Annotated in this window: 13 protein-coding genes; 3 read left to right on the forward strand and 10 right to left on the reverse strand. The window is 30.0% G+C overall.

Annotation, left to right across the window (positions count from 1 at the left end; all coding sequences use genetic code 11):
* The first annotated feature begins 319 nt into the window (after positions 1-319).
* Together R5Z65_RS02790 and rpoC are read left to right on the forward strand one after the other, a co-directional pair.
* Complete coding sequence (locus tag R5Z65_RS02790) at positions 320-4,228, forward strand: DNA-directed RNA polymerase subunit beta (protein WP_317366939.1); 3,909 nt, start codon at positions 320-322, stop codon at positions 4,226-4,228.
* Between the two features lie 21 nt (positions 4,229-4,249).
* Complete coding sequence (rpoC, locus tag R5Z65_RS02795; RefSeq protein WP_317366940.1) at positions 4,250-7,840, forward strand: DNA-directed RNA polymerase subunit beta'; 3,591 nt, start codon at positions 4,250-4,252, stop codon at positions 7,838-7,840.
* Between the two features lie 78 nt (positions 7,841-7,918).
* On the opposite strand, the gene R5Z65_RS02800 is transcribed toward rpoC, so the two are convergent.
* From R5Z65_RS02800 to R5Z65_RS02845, 10 genes are all read right to left on the reverse strand, one after another.
* Positions 7,919-8,947, reverse strand: a complete 1,029-nt coding sequence (locus tag R5Z65_RS02800; protein WP_317366941.1) for an MraY family glycosyltransferase — start codon at positions 8,945-8,947, stop codon at positions 7,919-7,921.
* An 85-nt stretch (positions 8,948-9,032) separates the two neighbouring features.
* Positions 9,033-9,662, reverse strand: coding sequence for a uracil phosphoribosyltransferase (upp, locus tag R5Z65_RS02805; RefSeq protein WP_317366942.1), 630 nt, complete (start codon positions 9,660-9,662; stop codon positions 9,033-9,035).
* A gap of 11 nt (positions 9,663-9,673) precedes the next feature.
* A complete protein-coding gene (gene rpiB, locus R5Z65_RS02810) occupies positions 9,674-10,561 on the reverse strand; it encodes a ribose 5-phosphate isomerase B (RefSeq protein ID WP_317366943.1) in 888 nt (295 codons plus the stop codon).
* Between the two features lie 11 nt (positions 10,562-10,572).
* Positions 10,573-11,676, reverse strand: a complete 1,104-nt coding sequence (locus tag R5Z65_RS02815) for an L-threonylcarbamoyladenylate synthase (protein WP_317366944.1) — start codon at positions 11,674-11,676, stop codon at positions 10,573-10,575.
* Complete coding sequence (locus tag R5Z65_RS02820; RefSeq protein WP_317366946.1) at positions 11,633-12,130, reverse strand: SEC-C metal-binding domain-containing protein; 498 nt, start codon at positions 12,128-12,130, stop codon at positions 11,633-11,635. Before R5Z65_RS02820 ends, R5Z65_RS02815 begins: the two co-directional genes overlap by 44 nt.
* Before the next feature lie 208 nt (positions 12,131-12,338).
* Positions 12,339-13,697, reverse strand: coding sequence for a DNA repair protein RadA (gene radA, locus R5Z65_RS02825; protein ID WP_317366947.1), 1,359 nt, complete (start codon positions 13,695-13,697; stop codon positions 12,339-12,341).
* A 9-nt stretch (positions 13,698-13,706) separates the two neighbouring features.
* Positions 13,707-15,848 carry a DNA topoisomerase III gene (locus tag R5Z65_RS02830; RefSeq protein WP_317366948.1) on the reverse strand — a complete coding sequence of 714 codons (2,142 nt, stop codon included), beginning with the start codon at positions 15,846-15,848 and terminating at the stop codon, positions 13,707-13,709.
* A gap of 21 nt (positions 15,849-15,869) precedes the next feature.
* Entirely contained in the window at positions 15,870-17,033 is a 1,164-nt protein-coding gene (locus R5Z65_RS02835; protein ID WP_317366949.1) for an aminotransferase class I/II-fold pyridoxal phosphate-dependent enzyme, read from the reverse strand.
* Entirely contained in the window at positions 17,030-17,521 is a 492-nt protein-coding gene (locus R5Z65_RS02840) for an Lrp/AsnC family transcriptional regulator (protein WP_317366950.1), read from the reverse strand. Before R5Z65_RS02840 ends, R5Z65_RS02835 begins: the two co-directional genes overlap by 4 nt.
* A 10-nt stretch (positions 17,522-17,531) precedes the next feature.
* On the reverse strand, positions 17,532-18,407 hold the full coding sequence (locus tag R5Z65_RS02845; protein ID WP_317366951.1) for a DegV family protein: 876 nt from the start codon (positions 18,405-18,407) through the stop codon (positions 17,532-17,534).
* 611 nt (positions 18,408-19,018) lie between these two features.
* Between R5Z65_RS02845 and R5Z65_RS02850 the strand changes: the two genes are divergently transcribed.
* Entirely contained in the window at positions 19,019-20,272 is a 1,254-nt protein-coding gene (locus R5Z65_RS02850) for a hemolysin family protein (RefSeq protein ID WP_331677999.1), read from the forward strand.
* Positions 20,273-20,282: the final 10 nt, after the last annotated feature.

The raw sequence follows: 20,282 nt of genomic DNA on the forward strand, positions 1-20,282 counted from the left end.
TATTGACAAATAATAGGAAATGTGATAGAATTAAAAAACGTATCAATAGATATAAACAGTAATGACAAATTATAAAAAATGTACATTATTGCTAAAAAAATAAGTTTAAAACAAACAGAAATTATCAAAATATTAAAATTAGAAAAGGGTGTATTTATTTTATGTACTACAACCATTTGATTTAATTTTATATAATTTATTAGCCGAACACAAAATTTTTAAAAAAAGGTAGTATTCGGTGATTTTTTGTGTTTTAAATACTTATGTAAACAATAGGGCTTTTATATAAGCTTAAAATATATTTAAGGAGTGTAGTGCCGTGGAGAAAAGTAGAATACAGCCAATTAAGCTAGGCGACGTTGTTCGTATGAGCTACTCAAGGATTGACGAAGTTTTAGAAATGCCTAATCTTCTTGCTCTTCAAAAAGATAGCTATGATTGGTTTATTAAAGAAGGTCTTAAAGAAGTGTTTGAAGATATATCACCAATAACAGACCATAGCAACAACCTTATACTTGAATTTATTGGGTTTAAGCTAGATGATGAACCAAGATATGACATTGCAGAATGTAAAGAAAGAGATGCAAACTATGCAACAGCTTTAAGGGTAAAAACAAGGCTTACTAATAAAAAAGATGATGAGATAAAAGAGCAAGAGATATTTATGGGGGATTTTCCATTAATGACAGATACGGGCACATTTATTATAAATGGTGCAGAACGTGTTATAGTTAGTCAGCTTGTTCGTTCTCCTGGTATCTATTATGCTATGGAAAAAGATAAGGTTGGTAAAAACCTTATAAGCTCTACTGTTATACCTAATAGAGGTGCTTGGCTTGAATACGAAACAGATTCCAATGATGTATTTTATGTTAGAGTAGATAGAAACCGTAAATTGCCAGTTACATCTTTAATACGTGCTTTAGGTATTGGTACAGATGAAGAAATTATTAGTTATTTTGGAGAAGAAGGGAAAATATTTGCTACAATAGAAAAAGATATTGCCAAAACATACGAGGAAGGGTTACTGGAAGTATATAAAAAAATAAGACCGGGTGAGCCTCCAACAGTAGAAAGTGCTCAATCGTTACTTGCAAGTATGTTTTATGACCCAAAAAGATATGACCTTGCACGTGTAGGTAGGTATAAATTTAATAAAAAATTATCTTATAAAAATAGAGCTAGAGGTTTTAAACTTGCAGAAAATGTAGTAGATACATCTACAGGTGAAATATTAGCTAATGAAGGAGATAAAATAACTAATGAATTAGCTGATAAAATACAAAATGCAGGTGTACCTTATATTAATATATATGTAGAAGAAGATAAAATCTGTAAAGTTATAGGAAATCTTACTGTTGATGCTACAGATTATTTAAAATCTTATGATATAACAAAAGAAGAAGTTGGTATAAAAGAAGATGTTTATTATCCAGTTTTAATGGAATTATTAGAACTTGCAGATGATAAAGACGATTTAATGTTTAAAATAGAAGCTAATCTCCAAAGATTAATGCCAAAACATATTACCTTTGAAGATATTATGGCTAGTATTAATTATAATATACATTTAGATTATGGAGTTGGTGCTCCAGATGATATAGACCATCTTGGAAATAGACGTATTAGAGCGGTTGGCGAACTTTTACAAAATCAGTTTAGAATAGGGCTTTCTCGTATGGAAAGAGTTGTAAAAGAGAGAATGAACACCCAAGCTTTAGAGATGATAACGCCACAAGCTTTAATAAATATTAAGCCAGTAACAGCTGTTATAAAAGAATTTTTTGGTAGCTCTCAATTATCACAGTTTATGGACCAAAATAACCCTCTTAGTGAAATGACACATAAACGTCGTCTATCTGCTTTAGGTCCTGGAGGTTTATCAAGAGATAGAGCAGGGTTTGAGGTTAGGGACGTACATACATCGCATTATGGACGTATGTGTCCTATTGAAACTCCAGAGGGACCTAACATCGGACTTATAAACTCCCTTGCTACATTTGCTAAAATAAATCAATATGGATTTATAGAAGCTCCTTACAGAAAAATAGACAAATCTGGTGATACACCTAGAGTTGTTAATGAATTTATATATATTACTGCTGATGAAGAAGAAAACTATGTTATAGCACAAGCAAATGAGCCTTTAAATGAAAATGGCGAATTTGTTCACCCTAAAGTTACAGCACGTCTTGGTGAGGATAATGTAGAGATAGAGCCAAAAAAAATTGACCTTATGGACGTATCTCCTAAACAGCTTGTTTCTGTTGCAACAGCTTTAATACCTTTCCTTGAAAATGATGACGTTACAAGAGCCTTAATGGGTTCTAATATGCAACGTCAAGCAGTGCCTCTTTTAACAACAGAAGCACCAGTTGTTGGTACTGGTATGGAACATAAAACAGCCAAAGACTCTGGTGTTGTTATGGTTGCTAAAAATGATGGTATTATAGAAAAAGTTGACGCATCAGAAATTGTTGTAAAAACTAGTGACGGAAGAAAAGATAGGTATAAACTTAGTAAATTTAAAAGAAGTAACCAAAGTAACTGTATGAACCAAAAGCCTATTGTATCTAAAGGACAGGTTGTAAAATCTGGTGATATTATTGCAGACGGCCCTTCTACAAAAGATGGTGAGCTTGCTCTTGGTAAAAACCCTCTTATAGGATTTATGACTTGGGAAGGTTATAACTATGAAGATGCTGTTTTACTTAGTGAAAGACTTGTAGCAGAAGATGTTTATACATCTATTCATATAGAAGAATATGAATGTGAAGCTAGAGATACTAAGCTAGGCTCTGAAGAGATAACAAGAGATATACCAAATGTTGGGGACGATGCTTTAAGGGATTTAACAGAAAGTGGTATTATTAGAATAGGTGCAGAAGTTTCTCCTAATGATATTCTTGTAGGTAAAGTTACACCTAAAGGTGAAACAGAACTTACGGCAGAGGAAAGGCTTTTAAGAGCTATATTTGGAGAAAAAGCACGTGAAGTTAGAGATACATCTTTAAGAGTACCTCACGGCGAATGTGGTATAATTGTAGATGTTAAAATATTTACACGCGAAAATGGAGATGAATTACCACCAGGTGTTAATAAACTTGTGCGTGTTTATATAGCACAAAAAAGAAAAATATCTGTTGGAGATAAAATGGCTGGTCGTCATGGTAATAAAGGGGTTGTATCTCGTGTATTACCAGTAGAAGATATGCCTTTCTTGCCAAATGGTAGACCTCTTGACATAGTTTTAAATCCACTTGGGGTTCCTTCTCGTATGAACATTGGTCAGGTGTTAGAAATACATTTATCATTAGCAGCTAAAGTTTTAGATTGGAAAATAGCTACGCCAGTATTTGATGGTGCTAACGAAGAAGACATTATGGAAACTTTAGAGCTTGCAAATGATTATGCCAATAGCACTTGGGAAGAATTTGAAGCTAAATGGAAAGATAAGATAAATGAGGAAATATTTGAATATTTAGATAAAAATAAGGCTCATAGAGAAGAATGGCGTGGTGTTAAGCTTAACCATACTGGTAAAATAAAACTTAGAGATGGTAGGACAGGTGAGGAGTTTGACAATGCTACAACAGTAGGTTTTATGCACTACCTTAAACTACACCATCTTGTAGATGATAAAATACACGCTCGTTCAACAGGTCCTTACTCTTTAGTTACACAACAACCTCTTGGTGGTAAAGCACAATTTGGTGGACAAAGGTTTGGAGAAATGGAGGTTTGGGCACTTGAGGCTTATGGTGCATCATATACTCTACAAGAAATATTAACAGTTAAGTCTGACGATATAGTTGGACGTGTTAAAACTTACGAGGCTATTGTAAAAGGTGAAAATATACCAGAGCCAGGTATACCAGAATCATTTAAAGTATTATTAAAAGAACTTCAAGCCTTAGGCTTAGATGTTCGTGTTCTTTTAGAGGATTCTACGGAGGTAGAGATAAAAGAATCTATTGAAGAAGGGGATACTATTTCTGTAAATGTAAATATCGAAGGTACTGAAGACGATACAAAAACAGATATTTTAACAAACGTTTTAGAAAATAGCTTTAATATAGATGAAATACCAGATTATGATGAGGTTGACCCAGTAGAAGAAGATATGTTATTAGAAGAAGATATGGATTTAGACTTAGATGATTTTGATAGCGATATTTTTGCAGATTTAGAAAAAGATTTTAATAATGAAGATAATTTTGATGAATAATAGAAAGGAGAAAGGTGTTATATGAGTACACAAAGTAGTGAACAATCTATAATTTTTGATTCTATTAAGATTGGATTAGCATCTCCTGAAAAAATACGTGAATGGTCTAGAGGTGAGGTTAAAAAACCTGAAACTATAAATTATAGAACCTTAAAACCAGAAAAGGACGGTCTTTTTTGTGAAAGAATATTTGGTCCACAAAGAGATTGGGAATGTCATTGTGGAAAATTTAAAAGAGTTAGATATAAAGGTATCGTTTGTGATAGATGTGGTGTTGAAATAACAAAATCTAAAGTAAGACGTGAGAGAATGGGGCATATTGAGCTTGCTGCCCCAGTATCTCATATATGGTATTTTAAAGGTATACCTAGCCGTATGGGTATTATACTTGGTATGAGTCCACGTGCCTTAGAAAAAATATTATATTTTGCAAGTTATGTTGTTTTAGATGCGGGTAATACATCTTTATCTTATAAAGACCTTTTAACTGAAAGTGAATATAGAGAAGCTTATGATAAATTTGGAAATGCTTTTACTGTTGGTATGGGTGCAGAGGCTGTAAAAATTCTATTACAACAAATAGATTTAGAAAAAGAGTCTAAAGAGCTTAAAGCTCAATTAAAAGATAGTACAGGACAAAAAAGAATAAAAATAATAAAAAAATTAGAAGTTATAGAATCGTTTAGAGTTTCTAATAATAAACCAGAATGGATGATATTAGATAACCTACCTGTAATACCTCCAGATATTAGACCTATGGTTCAACTTGATGGTGGTAGATTTGCAACATCAGATTTAAATGACCTTTATAGAAGAGTAATAAATAGAAACAATCGTCTTAAAAGACTTTTAGACCTTGGTGCACCAGATATTATTGTAAGAAATGAAAAAAGAATGTTACAAGAGGCAGTAGATGCTCTTATTGACAATGGTAGAAGGGGTAGACCTGTTACAGGACCTGGGAATAGAAGTTTAAAATCTCTTTCTGACCTTTTAAAAGGTAAACAAGGGCGTTTTAGACAAAATCTTTTAGGTAAACGTGTTGACTATTCTGGACGTTCTGTTATAGTTGTTGGACCTAACCTTAAAATATATCAATGTGGGTTACCAAAAGAAATGGCAATAGAGCTTTTTAAACCTTTTGTTATGAAAAAACTTGTAGAAGATGGAATATCTCACAATATTAAATCTGCTAAACGTATGGTAGAAAGATTACAAAGAGAAGTGTGGGACGTATTAGAAGAAGTTATTAAAGAGCACCCTGTTATGCTTAACCGAGCTCCTACTCTTCATAGACTTGGTATACAGGCATTTGAGCCAGTTTTAGTAGAAGGGCGTGCATTAAAATTACACCCACTTGTTTGTACAGCTTATAATGCTGACTTTGACGGTGACCAAATGGCTGTTCACGTTCCTTTATCCGTAGAGGCACAGGCAGAATGTAGATTTTTATTACTTGCACCTAACAACCTTTTAAAACCATCAGATGGTGAACCAGTTACAGTTCCATCTCAAGATATGGTACTTGGTATTTATTATTTAACTCTTGAAAAAGATGGGGAAATGGGCGAGGATAAGGTATTTAAAGATGAAAATGAGGCTATTTTAGCTTATGATAACCATATTATTAGTTTACACGCTAAAATTAAAGTAAGAAGAACTATTAAAAATGAAGATGGTACTATTGAAAGTAAAATAGTTGGTACTACTGTTGGTAGAATAATATTTAATGAAATAATACCTCAAGATATAGGCTTTGTTGATAGAACAAAAGAAGAAAATAAATTTGATTTTGAAATAGATTTCTTATGTGATAAAAAGGCACTTGGTAAAATAATTAACCGTTGTATAAATAAACATTCTGCAACAGATACGGCAGAAATGTTAGATAATATTAAAAATTTAGGATTTAAATATTCTACAAAAGGTGCTTTAACTGTTTCTGTATCAGATATGGAAATTCCAGCAGAAAAAGAAGGATTCCTTGAAGAAGCAGATAAAGAAGTTGATAAAATTACTAAAATGTTTAGACGTGGTCTTATGACAGATGAGGAAAGACATTTTAAAGTAATTAAAGCTTGGGAAACAGCTGATGATAAAATAACAAATGCACTTTTGGCAGGACTTGGTAAATATAATGATATTTATATGATGGCTCACTCTGGTGCGAGGGGTTCTAATAGACAGATTAAACAGCTTGCAGGTATGCGTGGTCTTATGGCATCTCCTTCTGGAGAAACTATTGAGCTTCCTATTAAAGCTAACTTCCGTGAGGGTCTTACGGTTCAAGAATACTTTATATCTGCCCACGGTGCTAGAAAAGGTCTTTCAGATACAGCACTTAGAACTGCCGATTCTGGTTACTTAACAAGAAGGTTAGTTGATGTATCTCAAGATATTATTATTAGAGAATTTGACTGTGCAGAAGAAACTGGAGAAGTGCCAGGTATGTTAGTTAAAGCATTTATGGACGGTCAAGAAACTATTGAGCCTTTATCAGATAGAATAAGAGGAAGATATTCTGTTGAAGATATTAGAAATCCAGAAAATGGAGAAATAATAGTAGAATCAGATACTATGATTACACCTGACCAAGCAGATTTAGTAGAAAAATTAGGTATTGAAAAAGTGCTTATAAGGAATATTTTATCTTGTAGGTCAAGAAAAGGTGTTTGCTCTAAGTGTTATGGTGCAAATATGGCTAGTGGCCGAGTTGTTAGAATAGGGGAGGCAGTAGGTATTATTGCAGCTCAATCTATTGGTGAACCAGGTACACAGCTTACAATGCGTACATTCCATACAGGTGGTGTTTCTGGTGGTACTGACCTTACACAAGGTCTTCCTCGTGTTGATGAATTATTTGAAGCTAGAAAGCCAAAAGGCCTTGCAATAATAGCAGAGTTTGGTGGAAAAGTTTCTATTACAGAAACTAAAAACAAACGTGAAGTTACAGTTATGGCTGATGATGGGGAAATTAAAGAATATCTTATCCCTTATGGTTCTCGTATAAAAGTATTAAATGGTGATTATATACAAGCTGGTGATGAGCTTACAGAGGGTAGTATAAATCCTCACGATATCCTTAGAATAAAAGGTATTAGAGGCGTTCAAGATTATATGATACAAGAAGTTCAACGTGTATATCGTTTACAAGGGGTTGATATTAACGATAAACATATTGAGGTTATTGTTAGACAAATGCTTAAACGTACTAAAATTGAAGAACCAGGCGACACAGACTTTTTACCGGGTAGCTTAATAGACTGGTTAGAATACGATGAAACTAATAATCGTATGGAAGAAGAAGGCTTAGAAAAAGCTAATGGCTCTCGTGTACTTTTAGGTATAACAAAAGCAGCACTTGCTACAGAATCATTCCTTTCTGCTGCATCTTTCCAAGAAACAACTAAAGTACTTACAGAGGCAGCTATTAAAGGTAAAGTTGACCCACTTATTGGTCTTAAAGAAAATGTTATTATAGGAAAGCTTATACCAGCAGGTACAGGTATGCAAACTTATAGAAAAATAGATTTAAGATTATATAAAGAAAAATATTTAAAAGAAGAGGACGATTTATCAGAAGATATTTATATTGATGATACAATTATATAATAAAGAAAAAGGCTATATATATAGCCTTTTTCTTTATTTGTAAAATAGTTATTATAAATTATTTTATTAAAAAATATATTAATTTTGTGTACGACTTTTATATACGTACATCATTAATGTTAGTATTAAGAAAAATATAAAAACTACAATAGTTGCTTGATAGTTTTGTATAGCTATAAGTATAGCTATAATTGCACTAAATAAGCTAAGTCCATAAAGGATAACAACAGCTTGCTTATGAGAATATCCACTATCTATAAGCCTATGATGTAAATGGCCTCTATCAGGGCTCATTAAAGGTTTTCTATTTATAGCCCTTCTTATCATAGCAAATAAAGTATCTAATATAGGTAGTGCAACTGCTAATATAGATATAACAATAGATAAAACAGCATAACTTTTATATACACCTATACAAGATGTTACAGCTAGTACATACCCTAGAAACGTAGAGCCTGTATCACCCATATATATTTCTGCTGGGCTAAAGTTTCTTGGTAAAAATCCTAAGCAAGAACCAGCTAATATAGCTGTTAAAACAACAGCAAGATTACTACCAGATATTACACAAAGTATCATAAGACATAAAGATGCAATAGAAGATACTCCAGCAGCAAGACCATCTACACCATCTATAAGGTTTACGGCATTTATAAGCCCTATTATCCATACCATAGTTATAATAGCATTAAAAGGTCTTAAATATTGCCAAAAAGGCCAAGACATAACATCTATCCTTGTACCAGTAGATACAACAATAATAGCAACTAATACTTGAACAACAAATTTGATTTTTGGTGAAAGCTCATATATATCATCAAATATACCAAGTATAACTATTAATATGCCTCCAGTTAAAAATCCAAAAAATTGTTTTGTATGAAAATCCTCAACAAAAATAGATAAAACGGCAACAGATATTAAAAATCCTGAAAATATGGCTAGACCACCTATTCTTGGCATAGGTTCTTTATTTAATCCTCTAGACTTAGGATAATCAATGGCTTTTATTTTAAAAGCAACTTTTTTTGCAAAAGGTGTCATAAGCATAGACACAGCAAAAGCTATTGAAAAACCAGCTAAGTATAGCAACCAATCATGCTCCAAAAAAAAACCTCCTTAATAGCTAAAGATACTTATTTAAAGTATTTGATATAAATAAGTATCTTTAAATTAATAACTAAAAATTTAATTATTTTGTACCAAAAATTCTATCTCCAGCATCACCAAGACCTGGTATAATATATCCGTGGTCATTTAAATGGTCATCTAAAGCAGCAGTGTAAATATCTATATCTGGATGAGCTTCACTAACTTTTTTAACACCTTCAGGAGATGCTATTAAGCATAGAAATTTTATATTTTTAAATCCACGTTCTTTCATAAATTGCATAGCAGCAATAGCAGTACCTCCAGTAGCAAGCATAGGGTCTACAAGAAGTATATCTGTATTTATAGGGTCAGAAGATGGTAGCTTACAGTAGTATTCTACTGGTAAAAGTGTTTCTGGGTCTCTGTAAAGCCCAATATGACCTATATTAGCATTTGGTATTAAATTTAATATGCCATCAACCATACCAAGCCCAGCTCTTAATATAGGCACTATACCAACTTTTTTATTTAAAATATTACCTTTTGTTCTACAAAGAACAGATTCTACTTCTATCTCTTTAGTTTCTAAATTTTTTGTTGCTTCATAGCAAATAAAGCTAGCTATTTCAGAAACAAGTTCTCTAAATTCTTTATTGCCTGTTTTTATATCTCTAAGCTTAGTAACTTTACTTTGGACAACAGGGTGGTCTACTATGTATAAATTACTCAATAAAATCACTCCTATTCTTCTATCATATCAACTCTTTTTATATGCCTTGCATCATTAGAAAACGGTGTATCTAAAAATGCTTTAACTATTTCTAATGCTAAGCCAGGGCCTATAACACGCTCACCCATAGCTAAAATGTTAGCATTATTATGCTCTCTTGTTGCTTTTGCAGAAAAAACATCGTGGCAAAGAGCAGCACGAACACCTTTTACTTTGTTAGCAGCTATTGATATACCAATACCTGTACCACAAATTAATATACCTTTATCTAAAGTCCCATTAGCTACATCATTAGCTACTTTTTTGGAATAAATAGGATAATCAACTGCTTCTGTAGAATATGTTCCATAGTCTTTAAATGGAATATTATTTGCTTCTAAATATTTAATTACTTCTGATTTTAGATGAAAACCACCGTGGTCCGAACCTATACCTATCATAGTTACCTCCAATAAATTTTTAAAGTTTATTTTTGATATAAGACTATAAATCTCATTAAAGCATTGAGTATATTTGCTTATATCTAAGCCAAAAGGGTCACGTATGTCTAAGTTTTTATTTAGCACATATTCATATAATGTAAATATTTTATTATTATTTAAATTATTAGTTTTACCAAATTGTATTAATATATTTTTATGTTCTTTTTCCATAGTTAATATTAAATCAGCATTTTTAAAATCTGTAATAGTAATAGGTCTTGAAATGTGAGCAGGTATATTAATTTTATTATCTGATAAAACTTTTTTTGAATTTTCATTAATAGGTAAATTATTATATACAAATATCCCTCTAGATGATATACTTATATCTTTATTTTTACATAAAGATTTAGCTATTGCCTCGGCCATAGGGCTACGACAAGTATTACCAGTACATACAAATATTATATTTTTCATAAAAATCAACCTTACACGTTTATTATTTTATAGCTAGCTGCTTTTTTTAACCTATTCATAACAGCTAGTCCAACACCTTGTTCTAAAAATGATTCTATATATATTTTATCTATATTAAGATTATCGCATTCTCTTAAAGTATTAAAAAGATTTTTGGCTATTAAGTTTAAGTTTTGTCTACTACCAATATTTAAAGTATTAAATGATGAATAATTATTTATAGTTTCACTAGATGCAATTACAATAGATTTTATATTATTTTCTTTGTCATTTTTTAAAGATTTTAATATATAATGTACAATATTGTTAATTTCTCCATCAACTATAAAGACATCTCCTAAAGGAGCATAATGTTTATATTTCATACCTGGTGATTTTGGTAATAGATTAAGATTAGTATCTGTAATAGCTTTATCAATAGTAACATTAGTTATAACAGTTTCCAACATTTCTTTTGTTATACTACCAGGTCTTAGAATATTTATATTATCATAAAAAACTTCAACAACAGTAGATTCTATGCCAAAGGCACAACTACCACCATCTATAATCATATCTATTTTACCATTTAAGTCTTTATAGACGTGGGTTGCTAGGGTAGGGCTTGGTTTTGTAGAAGTGTTTGCACTAGGGGCTGCTAAAGGAAAACCACATTCTTTTATTAAAGATAGTGCAATTTTGTTATTAGGCATTCTTATAGCTACAGTGTCCAAACCACCAGATGTTGTTATTGGTATTATAGAGCTTTTTTTTAATATAATTGTTAAAGCACCAGGCCAAAATTTATCCATTAAAATAAGAGCATTTTTAGGAACACTATCTACAAGAGGGTAAATATCATTTTTATCTGCTATATGGACAATAAGTGGGTTGTCAGAGGGACGCCCTTTTGCTATATATATTTTTTTTACAGCATCTTCTTTTAGAGCATTTGCTCCAAGTCCATATACAGTTTCTGTAGGGAAAGCCACCAATCCATTATTTTTTAAAATATTAGCCGCCTTTTTTAAGGCGACTATATTTTTACTAGGATTTAAGCTATCAACTTTTTCAAATACTGTATTATGCAATTTAGTTAGCACCACAACATTTTTTATATTTTTTACCACTTCCACAAGGACAAGGGTCATTTCTTTCTATTTTTGGCTCTCTAACAAATGTAGTAGAGCTTCTTTGACCTTTAAATAGTGTTTTTAATTGCTCTTCTGTAAATATATTTTTCCATTCTGGAAGGTTATAAAGATGGTCTGCTTTATATTCTACCATTTTTTTATATAAAGTTTCAAAGTCTATATTTATACAAACTTGGCTATCTTCTGATAATTCTTCTAATTTAACTTTTTCAGGTTGGATATCGTTAATACCATCAACAAAACCTATAAAATATTCAATAGGCATATCAAATTTTTCTGCAAGTTGTTTTACAGTGCCTTCAATTTTTTCAACTTTTTCATTTAAGATATATTCATATATTTTTTGTTCTTTTGGCATAAAGTCATTCCAAAAGGCATTGTTAATTCTACCATCTTGTGTATATGCTTTTTTAAACCAGCTTTCGTATAAGTTCATTTTTTATCCTCCTTAAAATACAACTATAATGATAATTAGCTTTGTTAGGTATATTTATAAAAGCGTATATATTGTATTTACAAAATTTAAATCTTATATATTTTACAATAAAAATTGAAAAATGTCTATATAAATATACTAAATTTAATAAATTTAGATATAATAATAAATATTATACCCTATTTTTAGCGATTATACAATATAAAAATTAGCCTAGAGCAACCTTTAAAAGTTCATTTATATTAGAAACAGGCGATATTTTTATATCTTTTATAGAAGAAACTTCCTTTAAGTTATCTTTTGGTATAATAACTTTTTCAAAACCTAGCTTTAGAGCTTCCATAACACGTTTTTCGCAAAAAGATACTGCTCTTAGCTCGCCTGATAATCCAATCTCTCCAAATATTAAAGTTTTTGCATCAATAGGTTTGTTTTTATAGCTAGATACAATAGAGCAAGCAACAGATGCATCTAATGCAGGCTCTAATATTTTTATACCACCAGCTAAATTAACATAAACATCATATGAGCCTAGCTGTAAATTTAATTTTTTTTCTAAAACGGCTATAAGCAGGATAATACGGTTAAAATCCATACCTGTTGCCATTCGCCTTGGAATATTAAAAGTTGTATAGCTAACAAGAGATTGAACTTCTGCAAGTATTGGTCTTGTACCTTCTATGCTACAAGTTACAGAAGAACCATTAGCACCAATAGGACGCCCAGATAGCATATATTCTGATGGGTTGTTTATTTCTACAAGTCCTATTTGACGCATTTCAAACACACCAATTTCATTTGTAGAGCCAAATCTATTTTTTACAGCCCTTAGTATACGATAGCTTGCAAGCCTTTCTCCTTCAAAATATAAAACAGTATCTACCATATGCTCTAATATTCTAGGTCCTGCTATTGCACCATCTTTAGTAACGTGTCCAACTATAAATATAGAAATGTTATCTCCTTTACCTATACGCATTATCCTTGCAGTACATTCTCTAACTTGTGTTACGCTACCAGGGGCAGAAGATAAATCATCTAAAAATACAGTTTGTATAGAGTCTATAATAACTAAATCTGGAGATAGCTCTTTTATAGTATTCTCTATTATATTAAAGTTTGTTTCTGACAAGAGTAAGAGATTTTTGGTTGATATATTTAGCCTAGTAGCTCTAAGCTTTATTTGTTGTGCAGATTCTTCTCCAGATACATATAATATTTTTTTGCCAGATTCTCCTATTGCCTCACATATTTGTAAAAGTAGGGTAGATTTACCAATACCAGGGTCACCACCTACAAGTGTTAAAGAACCTTGTACTATTCCACCACCTAAAACTCTATCTAGTTCACCTATTTTTGTTTTTGTCCTCACTTCGCTAATAGGGGCTATACTTTCTAAATCAAGTGCTTTATTTGTAGCAGAAATTTTATTAGATTTAGACGTTGTATTTTCTATAATTTCTTCAGAAAATGTAGAAAAGTTATTACAAGATGGGCATCTACCGAGCCATTTACCTGTTTCGTACCCACATTCTTGACATATATATTTTGTTTTAATTTTTGCCATAAAAACTCCTTATGATTTAATTATAATATTAATATTTCCATTGTCTAGTAGTATTAAATCTGCTAATTTTTCTTTTTTATCTTTTGGGTCTATAATTTTTTTATTTGTAATTTTTTTATCTTGTATAATAGATTTAGCAATTTCTTTATGGATAAAAATATTATATTTTTCTAAATGATTTTTCCAGATAGTAAATTTGCAACCACTTTTCCAATTTGAACAATAAAATGCTTTACTGTTTTCTAGAATATCATTATTACATTTTGGGCATAAACCAAATTTTTCTAAAGATTTATATTTATCAGATTTTTTGTAGTCGGAATATTTTTTTTCATCAAATATAATATTATCATTAGATTTTTTGGCATAGTCTACAATAAAATTTACATATCTTCCTATACTATCCATAAACATTTTTGGTTGCATACTTCCTTTAGATATAGATGATAACCCTTTTTCCCATTTTCCTGTTGTTTCTGGAGATTTTAGCTCTTTTGGTACAATTTCTATAAGTTTTACACCTTTTTGTGTTGGGATAAGGGATTTTCCTTTTCTTTGCACATACCCAACTTTTATTAAACGTTCTATAATAGAAGCTCTTGTAGCAGGTGTACCAAGTCCAGATTCTTTTAAATTTTCTTTTAATTCTTCATTTTCTATAAATCTTCCAGCATTTTCCATAGCGGAGAGTAATGTTGCCTCATTATATGGTTTAGGAGGGGTAGTTTTTTTAGTTAATATATTAGATTTTTCGTTAAAGACTTCTTTCCCTATTTCTACATTTGGCAAAATTATTTCTTCCTTTTTATCTTTTTCTGTTTTTATATTAAGTTTTGTAAAGCCTTCATTTATTATAGTTGTACCTTTTGTTAAAAATAAATGATTATCTATTTTTGTAGTAATTTTGGTAATGCTATATACATAGGCAGGGTAAAATACAGCTATAAAACGTCTTACTATAAGGTCATATACATTAAATTCGTCTTTAGATAAAGAAGAAATATTTATGTTTTGTAATGTAGGTATAATTGCGTGGTGGTCAGTTACCTTGTTATCATCTATTATACGGTTTGTTATAGGAAGATTATCTAATGATAAAACATATTCTAAAAAGTGGTTATAATGGTCAGTATTTTTTAAAACTTGTAATATAGGTTTAAGCTTAGATGCCATATCTTTAGATAAATATCTACTATCTGTTCTAGGATATGTAATAAGCTTTCTTTTTTCATATAAATCTTGTGCTATTGACAAAGTTTTTTGGGCAGAATAGGAAAATTTTTTATTACAATCTCTTTGTAGCTCTGTCAAGTCATATAATAGTGGTGGAGGTTGTTTTTTTGTTTCTTTTTCTATATTATTTACAATACCATTTTTATTTTTTATATAATTTAAAATATTAGTAGCTTTTGCTTTATCTAATATTTTAGTTTCATTTTTATTATCTATCCATATTCCCTTATAAAATTGAGAATTTTCATCTAATGTTTTAAAATGTGCCTCTATCTCAAAGTATTCTTGTACATTAAAATTTTCAATTTCTTTATATCTTTCTACAATTATAGCAAGGGTAGGGGTTTGAACACGCCCAATAGATAGTAAAGAATGAAATTTTATAGTAAATGCACGTGAGGCATTTATACCAACTAGCCAATCGGCTTCTGACCTACATTTTGCAGATAAATATAGGTTGTCATACTCTTTACTGTCTTTTAAATTTTCAAATCCTTCTTTAATAGCTTCATAAGTCATACTAGATATCCAAAGTCTTTTAAAAGGTTTTTTACATTTTGTTAGCTCATATATATATCTAAATATAAGTTCTCCCTCACGACCACTATCTGTTGCACATATAAGCTCTGTTACATTTTTAGAATTTATAAGGGTTTTTAATACTTTAAATTGTTGTCTAGTATTTTTTATAGATTTTAGCTTTAATTTATCAGGAATTATAGGAAGTGTAGACATATCCCATTTTTTTAAAGTTTCGTCATATTCCTCTGGTTCGTAAAGTGTAACAAGATGTCCAATTGCCCAAGATATAATATATTTATCATTATAAAAGTATCCATCACCTTTTTTTGTACAATTTAATACCTTTGCTATATCTCTAGCTACAGAAGGTTTTTCTGCAATAACTAAACAATTCATATATTTCTCCTTAAATATAAACTATTTATTTAAATTTTGTATAAATTTTTTTATGCGAGATAAAGCTTCTTTTATTTCTTCTATAGAATAGGCATAAGAGCATCGTATAAAGCCTTCGCCACATTCTCCAAATGCAGTACCAGGTACAATAGCTACTTTTTGTTGGTATACAAGTTTTTCACAAAATTCTTGAGAAGAAAGTCCAGTAGATTTTATACAAGGGAAAAGATAAAAAGCACCTAAAGCTTCAAAACATTCAAGCCCCATTTCTCTAAAACCATTTAACATAAATTTTCTTCTCATATTATATTCTTTACGCATTTTATGAACATTTTCTATACAAGATGATAAAGCCTCAATACCAGCATATTGGCTCATAGTAGGAGCACACATTATAATGTATTGATGTATTTTTGTCATAGCAGATATAATATCCTTAGGGCCAACTGCAAATCCAAGACGCCAGCCAGTCATAGCAAAAGATTTTGAAAATCCATTTAAAACTACTGTTTTTTCATACATACCGTCAAACTGTGATATAGAGGTATGTTTTTTATTTTCATAAGTAAGCTCTGAATATATTTCATCGCTAATAACTAAAATATTTTTGTCTTTTAAAATATTAGCTATTTTTTCTAAATCTTCTTTTTCCATAATAGCACCAGTAGGGTTATTAGGATAAGAAATAATAATAGCTTTAGTTTTACTAGATAGCTTAGGAAGTATATCTTCAGGTGTTAGTTTAAAGTTATTTTCTGATTTTGTGTTTATAACAACAGGTATACCACCACACATAGTTATACAAGGTTTGTAAGACACAAAGCAAGGTTCTACTACCAAAACTTCGTCATTAGGGCAAACTACTGCTCTAAGTGCAAGGTCTATACCCTCGCTAGCACCCACAGTAACCAAAACTTGACTTTTAGCACAATAGTCAACATTTATTGTATTTTTTATATAATTAGATATTTTTTCTCTAAGCTCTATAAGCCCAGCGTTAGACGTATATGTTGTTTTACCTTGTTCTAGTGTATATATTGCTTTTTCTGTACAAGCCCAAGGAGTGTTAAAATCTGGCTCTCCCACACCAAGAGAGATAACTCCTTCTACTTCGCTTGCTATATCAAAAAATTTTCTAATACCAGAATAAGGTATATCTTGTATATGCTTTGATACCAAACTCAAGGTGATATTATAATCCTTTCGTCATTTGGTGTGTTTTCGTCTATTATAACTCCGTGGTCTTTATATTTTTTTAATACAAAATGTGTAGATGTACTAAGTACACAATCTAATGTAGCTAATTTGCTAGATACAAAAGATGATATATCTTTAATGTTTTTTCCCTCTACTACTATTAATAAGTCGAATGTACCAGACATAAGATATAAAGATTTAACCTCATCAAAACTATATATTCTTTTTGCTATTTTATCGAAGCCTTGCTCTCTTTGAGGAGTAACTTTAACCTCTATTAATGAGGTAATATATTCTCCTTCTTTATTTGTTTTATCCCAGTTTATAAGGGTTGTATAACCACATATAGTTTTATTTTTTTCTAAATTTTTAACAGTATTTTCTATATGTTCTTTTGTAGTACCTAGCATATTTGCCATATCTTCAAAGGAAATTCTACTGTTTTTTTCTAATAATTCTAGTATATCATTTTCCATAAAAATCTCCTTATACATCAAATTTTTTAATAAATCCAATACCTATAGCAGTAGCACCTGTATGTGCTCCTATTGTTATACCAATATCAAATATAGGGTAGCTTAGGCTAATATCATATTTTTCTTTTAGTAGTTTTTCAAGCTCTATAGCTTCATCTTCGCAATAGGCGTGTGCTATTGCTATTTGATAGTTGTTAATATCTTCTTTTATATATTCATTAAATATCTTTAAAATTTCTGAAAGGGATTTTTTTCTACCACGAACTTTAGAATGGGGCTGTAAAACACCTTCATCTAATAATAAAATAGGCTTTATATTAAGTAAGTTTCCAGCAAGGGCAGAGGCTTTTCCTATTCTTCCACCTTTTTGAAGGTATTCTAATGTGTCTATTGTAAAAATTATAATGCCTTCATTTTTTAATATTTCCATTTTTTCGTATGTTTCTTCCAAAGAAAATCCTGCTCTTTGCATTTTAGCTGCTTCTACAACTAATAATCCTTGAGCAACAGTAGCTTTTCTGGAATCGATTACTAATATTTTTCTATCTGGGTAATCTTCTAACATTATATTAGCAGCATTTACAGCACTTTGATAAGAACCACTAAAGTCAGATGTTAGTGTAAAACATAAAATATCTAATCCATTGTCAAGATGTTTTCTAAAATGGTTACAATAGTCTTCCATAGACGGTAAAGATGTTTTTGGAATTATTTTTTCTTTTGTAATTTTTTCATAAAAGTCATTTATATTAATATCTATATTTTCTCTTAAATAATTTTCTTTATCAAATGAAACGTAAAAAGGTACTATATCTATGTTATATTCATTTTTTAAATTTTCTGGTAAGTCACAAGAACTATCTGATAGAATAATAAAATTTTGCATATAAACCTCCTATATTAAATAGATTATACTATAATTTTAAATATATGTACAAACAATGTCAATAATTTATTTATATATTAACAAAATAGAATAAAATTAAAGTAGACTGAAGACAAAATATCATTAAATCAAATTATTTTTCATTTTTATATTCTATTTATAGGGTATAAAAATTTTAATCACAATATGGGAATTTGCCTTTCATTGTGTAAAAAGCTAGATTTCAAGGGGCTTTAGCCCTTGTGCGAAGAAATCAGCTTTTCTACCCTAGATTATCTCAAAAAAATAAATTTGTTATTTTTTTGAAGGGATTGTAGACTTTGTCTACAACTTAAAATTAAAGTAAAGTAGATAAATATTAAAAATATAATTATGGTAAAAGTAGTGAAAAAAGCCATTACTATAAAAAAATAGACAATACATTTATCTTATATATAAATAAAAGATAAAAAATAGCTAAATAAGTTAAAAATCATTTAATTTAGGTCTTTTAATTATGATAATTATATGGTATAATACATATGATTTTTTGATAATGTTGTTTATATCATTAAAAAAATTATAATTAATATTAATTTTTAGGAGAGTGATTTTACTTGGATCCCGCCAATTTGCAGATTATAATTTTAATAATCTTAATTGTGTTATCAGCTTTTTTCTCTATGTCAGAAACAGCTCTTACATCTATTAGCAAAATAAGACTTAGAACTATGGTTGATGAAAACGTAAAAAATGCTAAACTTATACAAAGTGTTTTAGAAGAACCAGGCAAGCTATTAAGTGCAATATTAATAGGTAATAACCTTGTTAATATTGGTGCATCTTCTCTTGCAACAGCCATTATTGTGGACAAATATGGTAGTAAAGGTATTGGTATTGCAACTGGTGTACTTACAATAGTTATACTTATATTTGGAGAAATTACACCAAAAACTTTTGCTACAAAAAATGCAGAAAAAATTTCTCTTGTTGTTATAAAATCTATAAAATTTTGTATGGTAATTTTTACACCTTTTATATTTGTTTTAAATATTGTTACTAGTTTTATATTAAGAATTTTAGGTGTAAAAAAAGATGATAAAACACCAATTATTACAGAGTCTGAGCTTATAACAATGGTTAATGTTAGCCACGAAGAAGGTGTTTTACAAATAGATGAAAGAGAAATGATTAACAATGTGGTGTATTTTGCAAATAGTGATGCAGAAGATATTATGACACCTAGGACAGATATTATAGCAGTTAGTGTAGATGTAACAGAAGATGAGCTTAGAGCTTTGTTTAAGGAAGAAACATTCTCTAGAATGCCTGTATATGAAGATACAATAGATAACATCATAGGTATAATCTCTTTAAAAGATTTACTATTTGTAGATGAGTCTAAACAATTTGATATAAGAGATTATATGAGAGAGCCTTTCTTTACTTACGAATCTAAATGTCTTAGAGAGCTTTTTGCAGAAATGCGTGTAAATAGAATACCTATGGCTATTATTTTAGATGAATATGGTGGTACATCTGGTATAGTTACTCTTGAAGATTTGCTAGAGGAAATAGTAGGAGATTTAGCAGATGAATATGATGAGCACAATGAAGAAATAAAATTGGTAAAAGATAATGAGTATATTATAGAAGGTGCTACAAAAATAGAAGATGTAAATGATATTTTAGGGACAAAATTTGCATCAGAAGATTTTGATTCTATTGGTGGACTTATAATAGAGAGTTTTGGAAAGTTTCCAGATAAGGGTGACTCTATAAATATAGAAAATGTTAAATTTATAATAGAAGAAATAGAAAAAAATAGAATAGAAAAGGTTATAGCTTTAATAGATGTTAAAGATAGCCAAGATAATGCAGAATAAAATAAAAGGT

This window comes from uncultured Tyzzerella sp. (assembly GCF_963558545.1).
Lineage (GTDB): Bacteria > Bacillota > Clostridia > Lachnospirales > CAG-274 > Tyzzerella.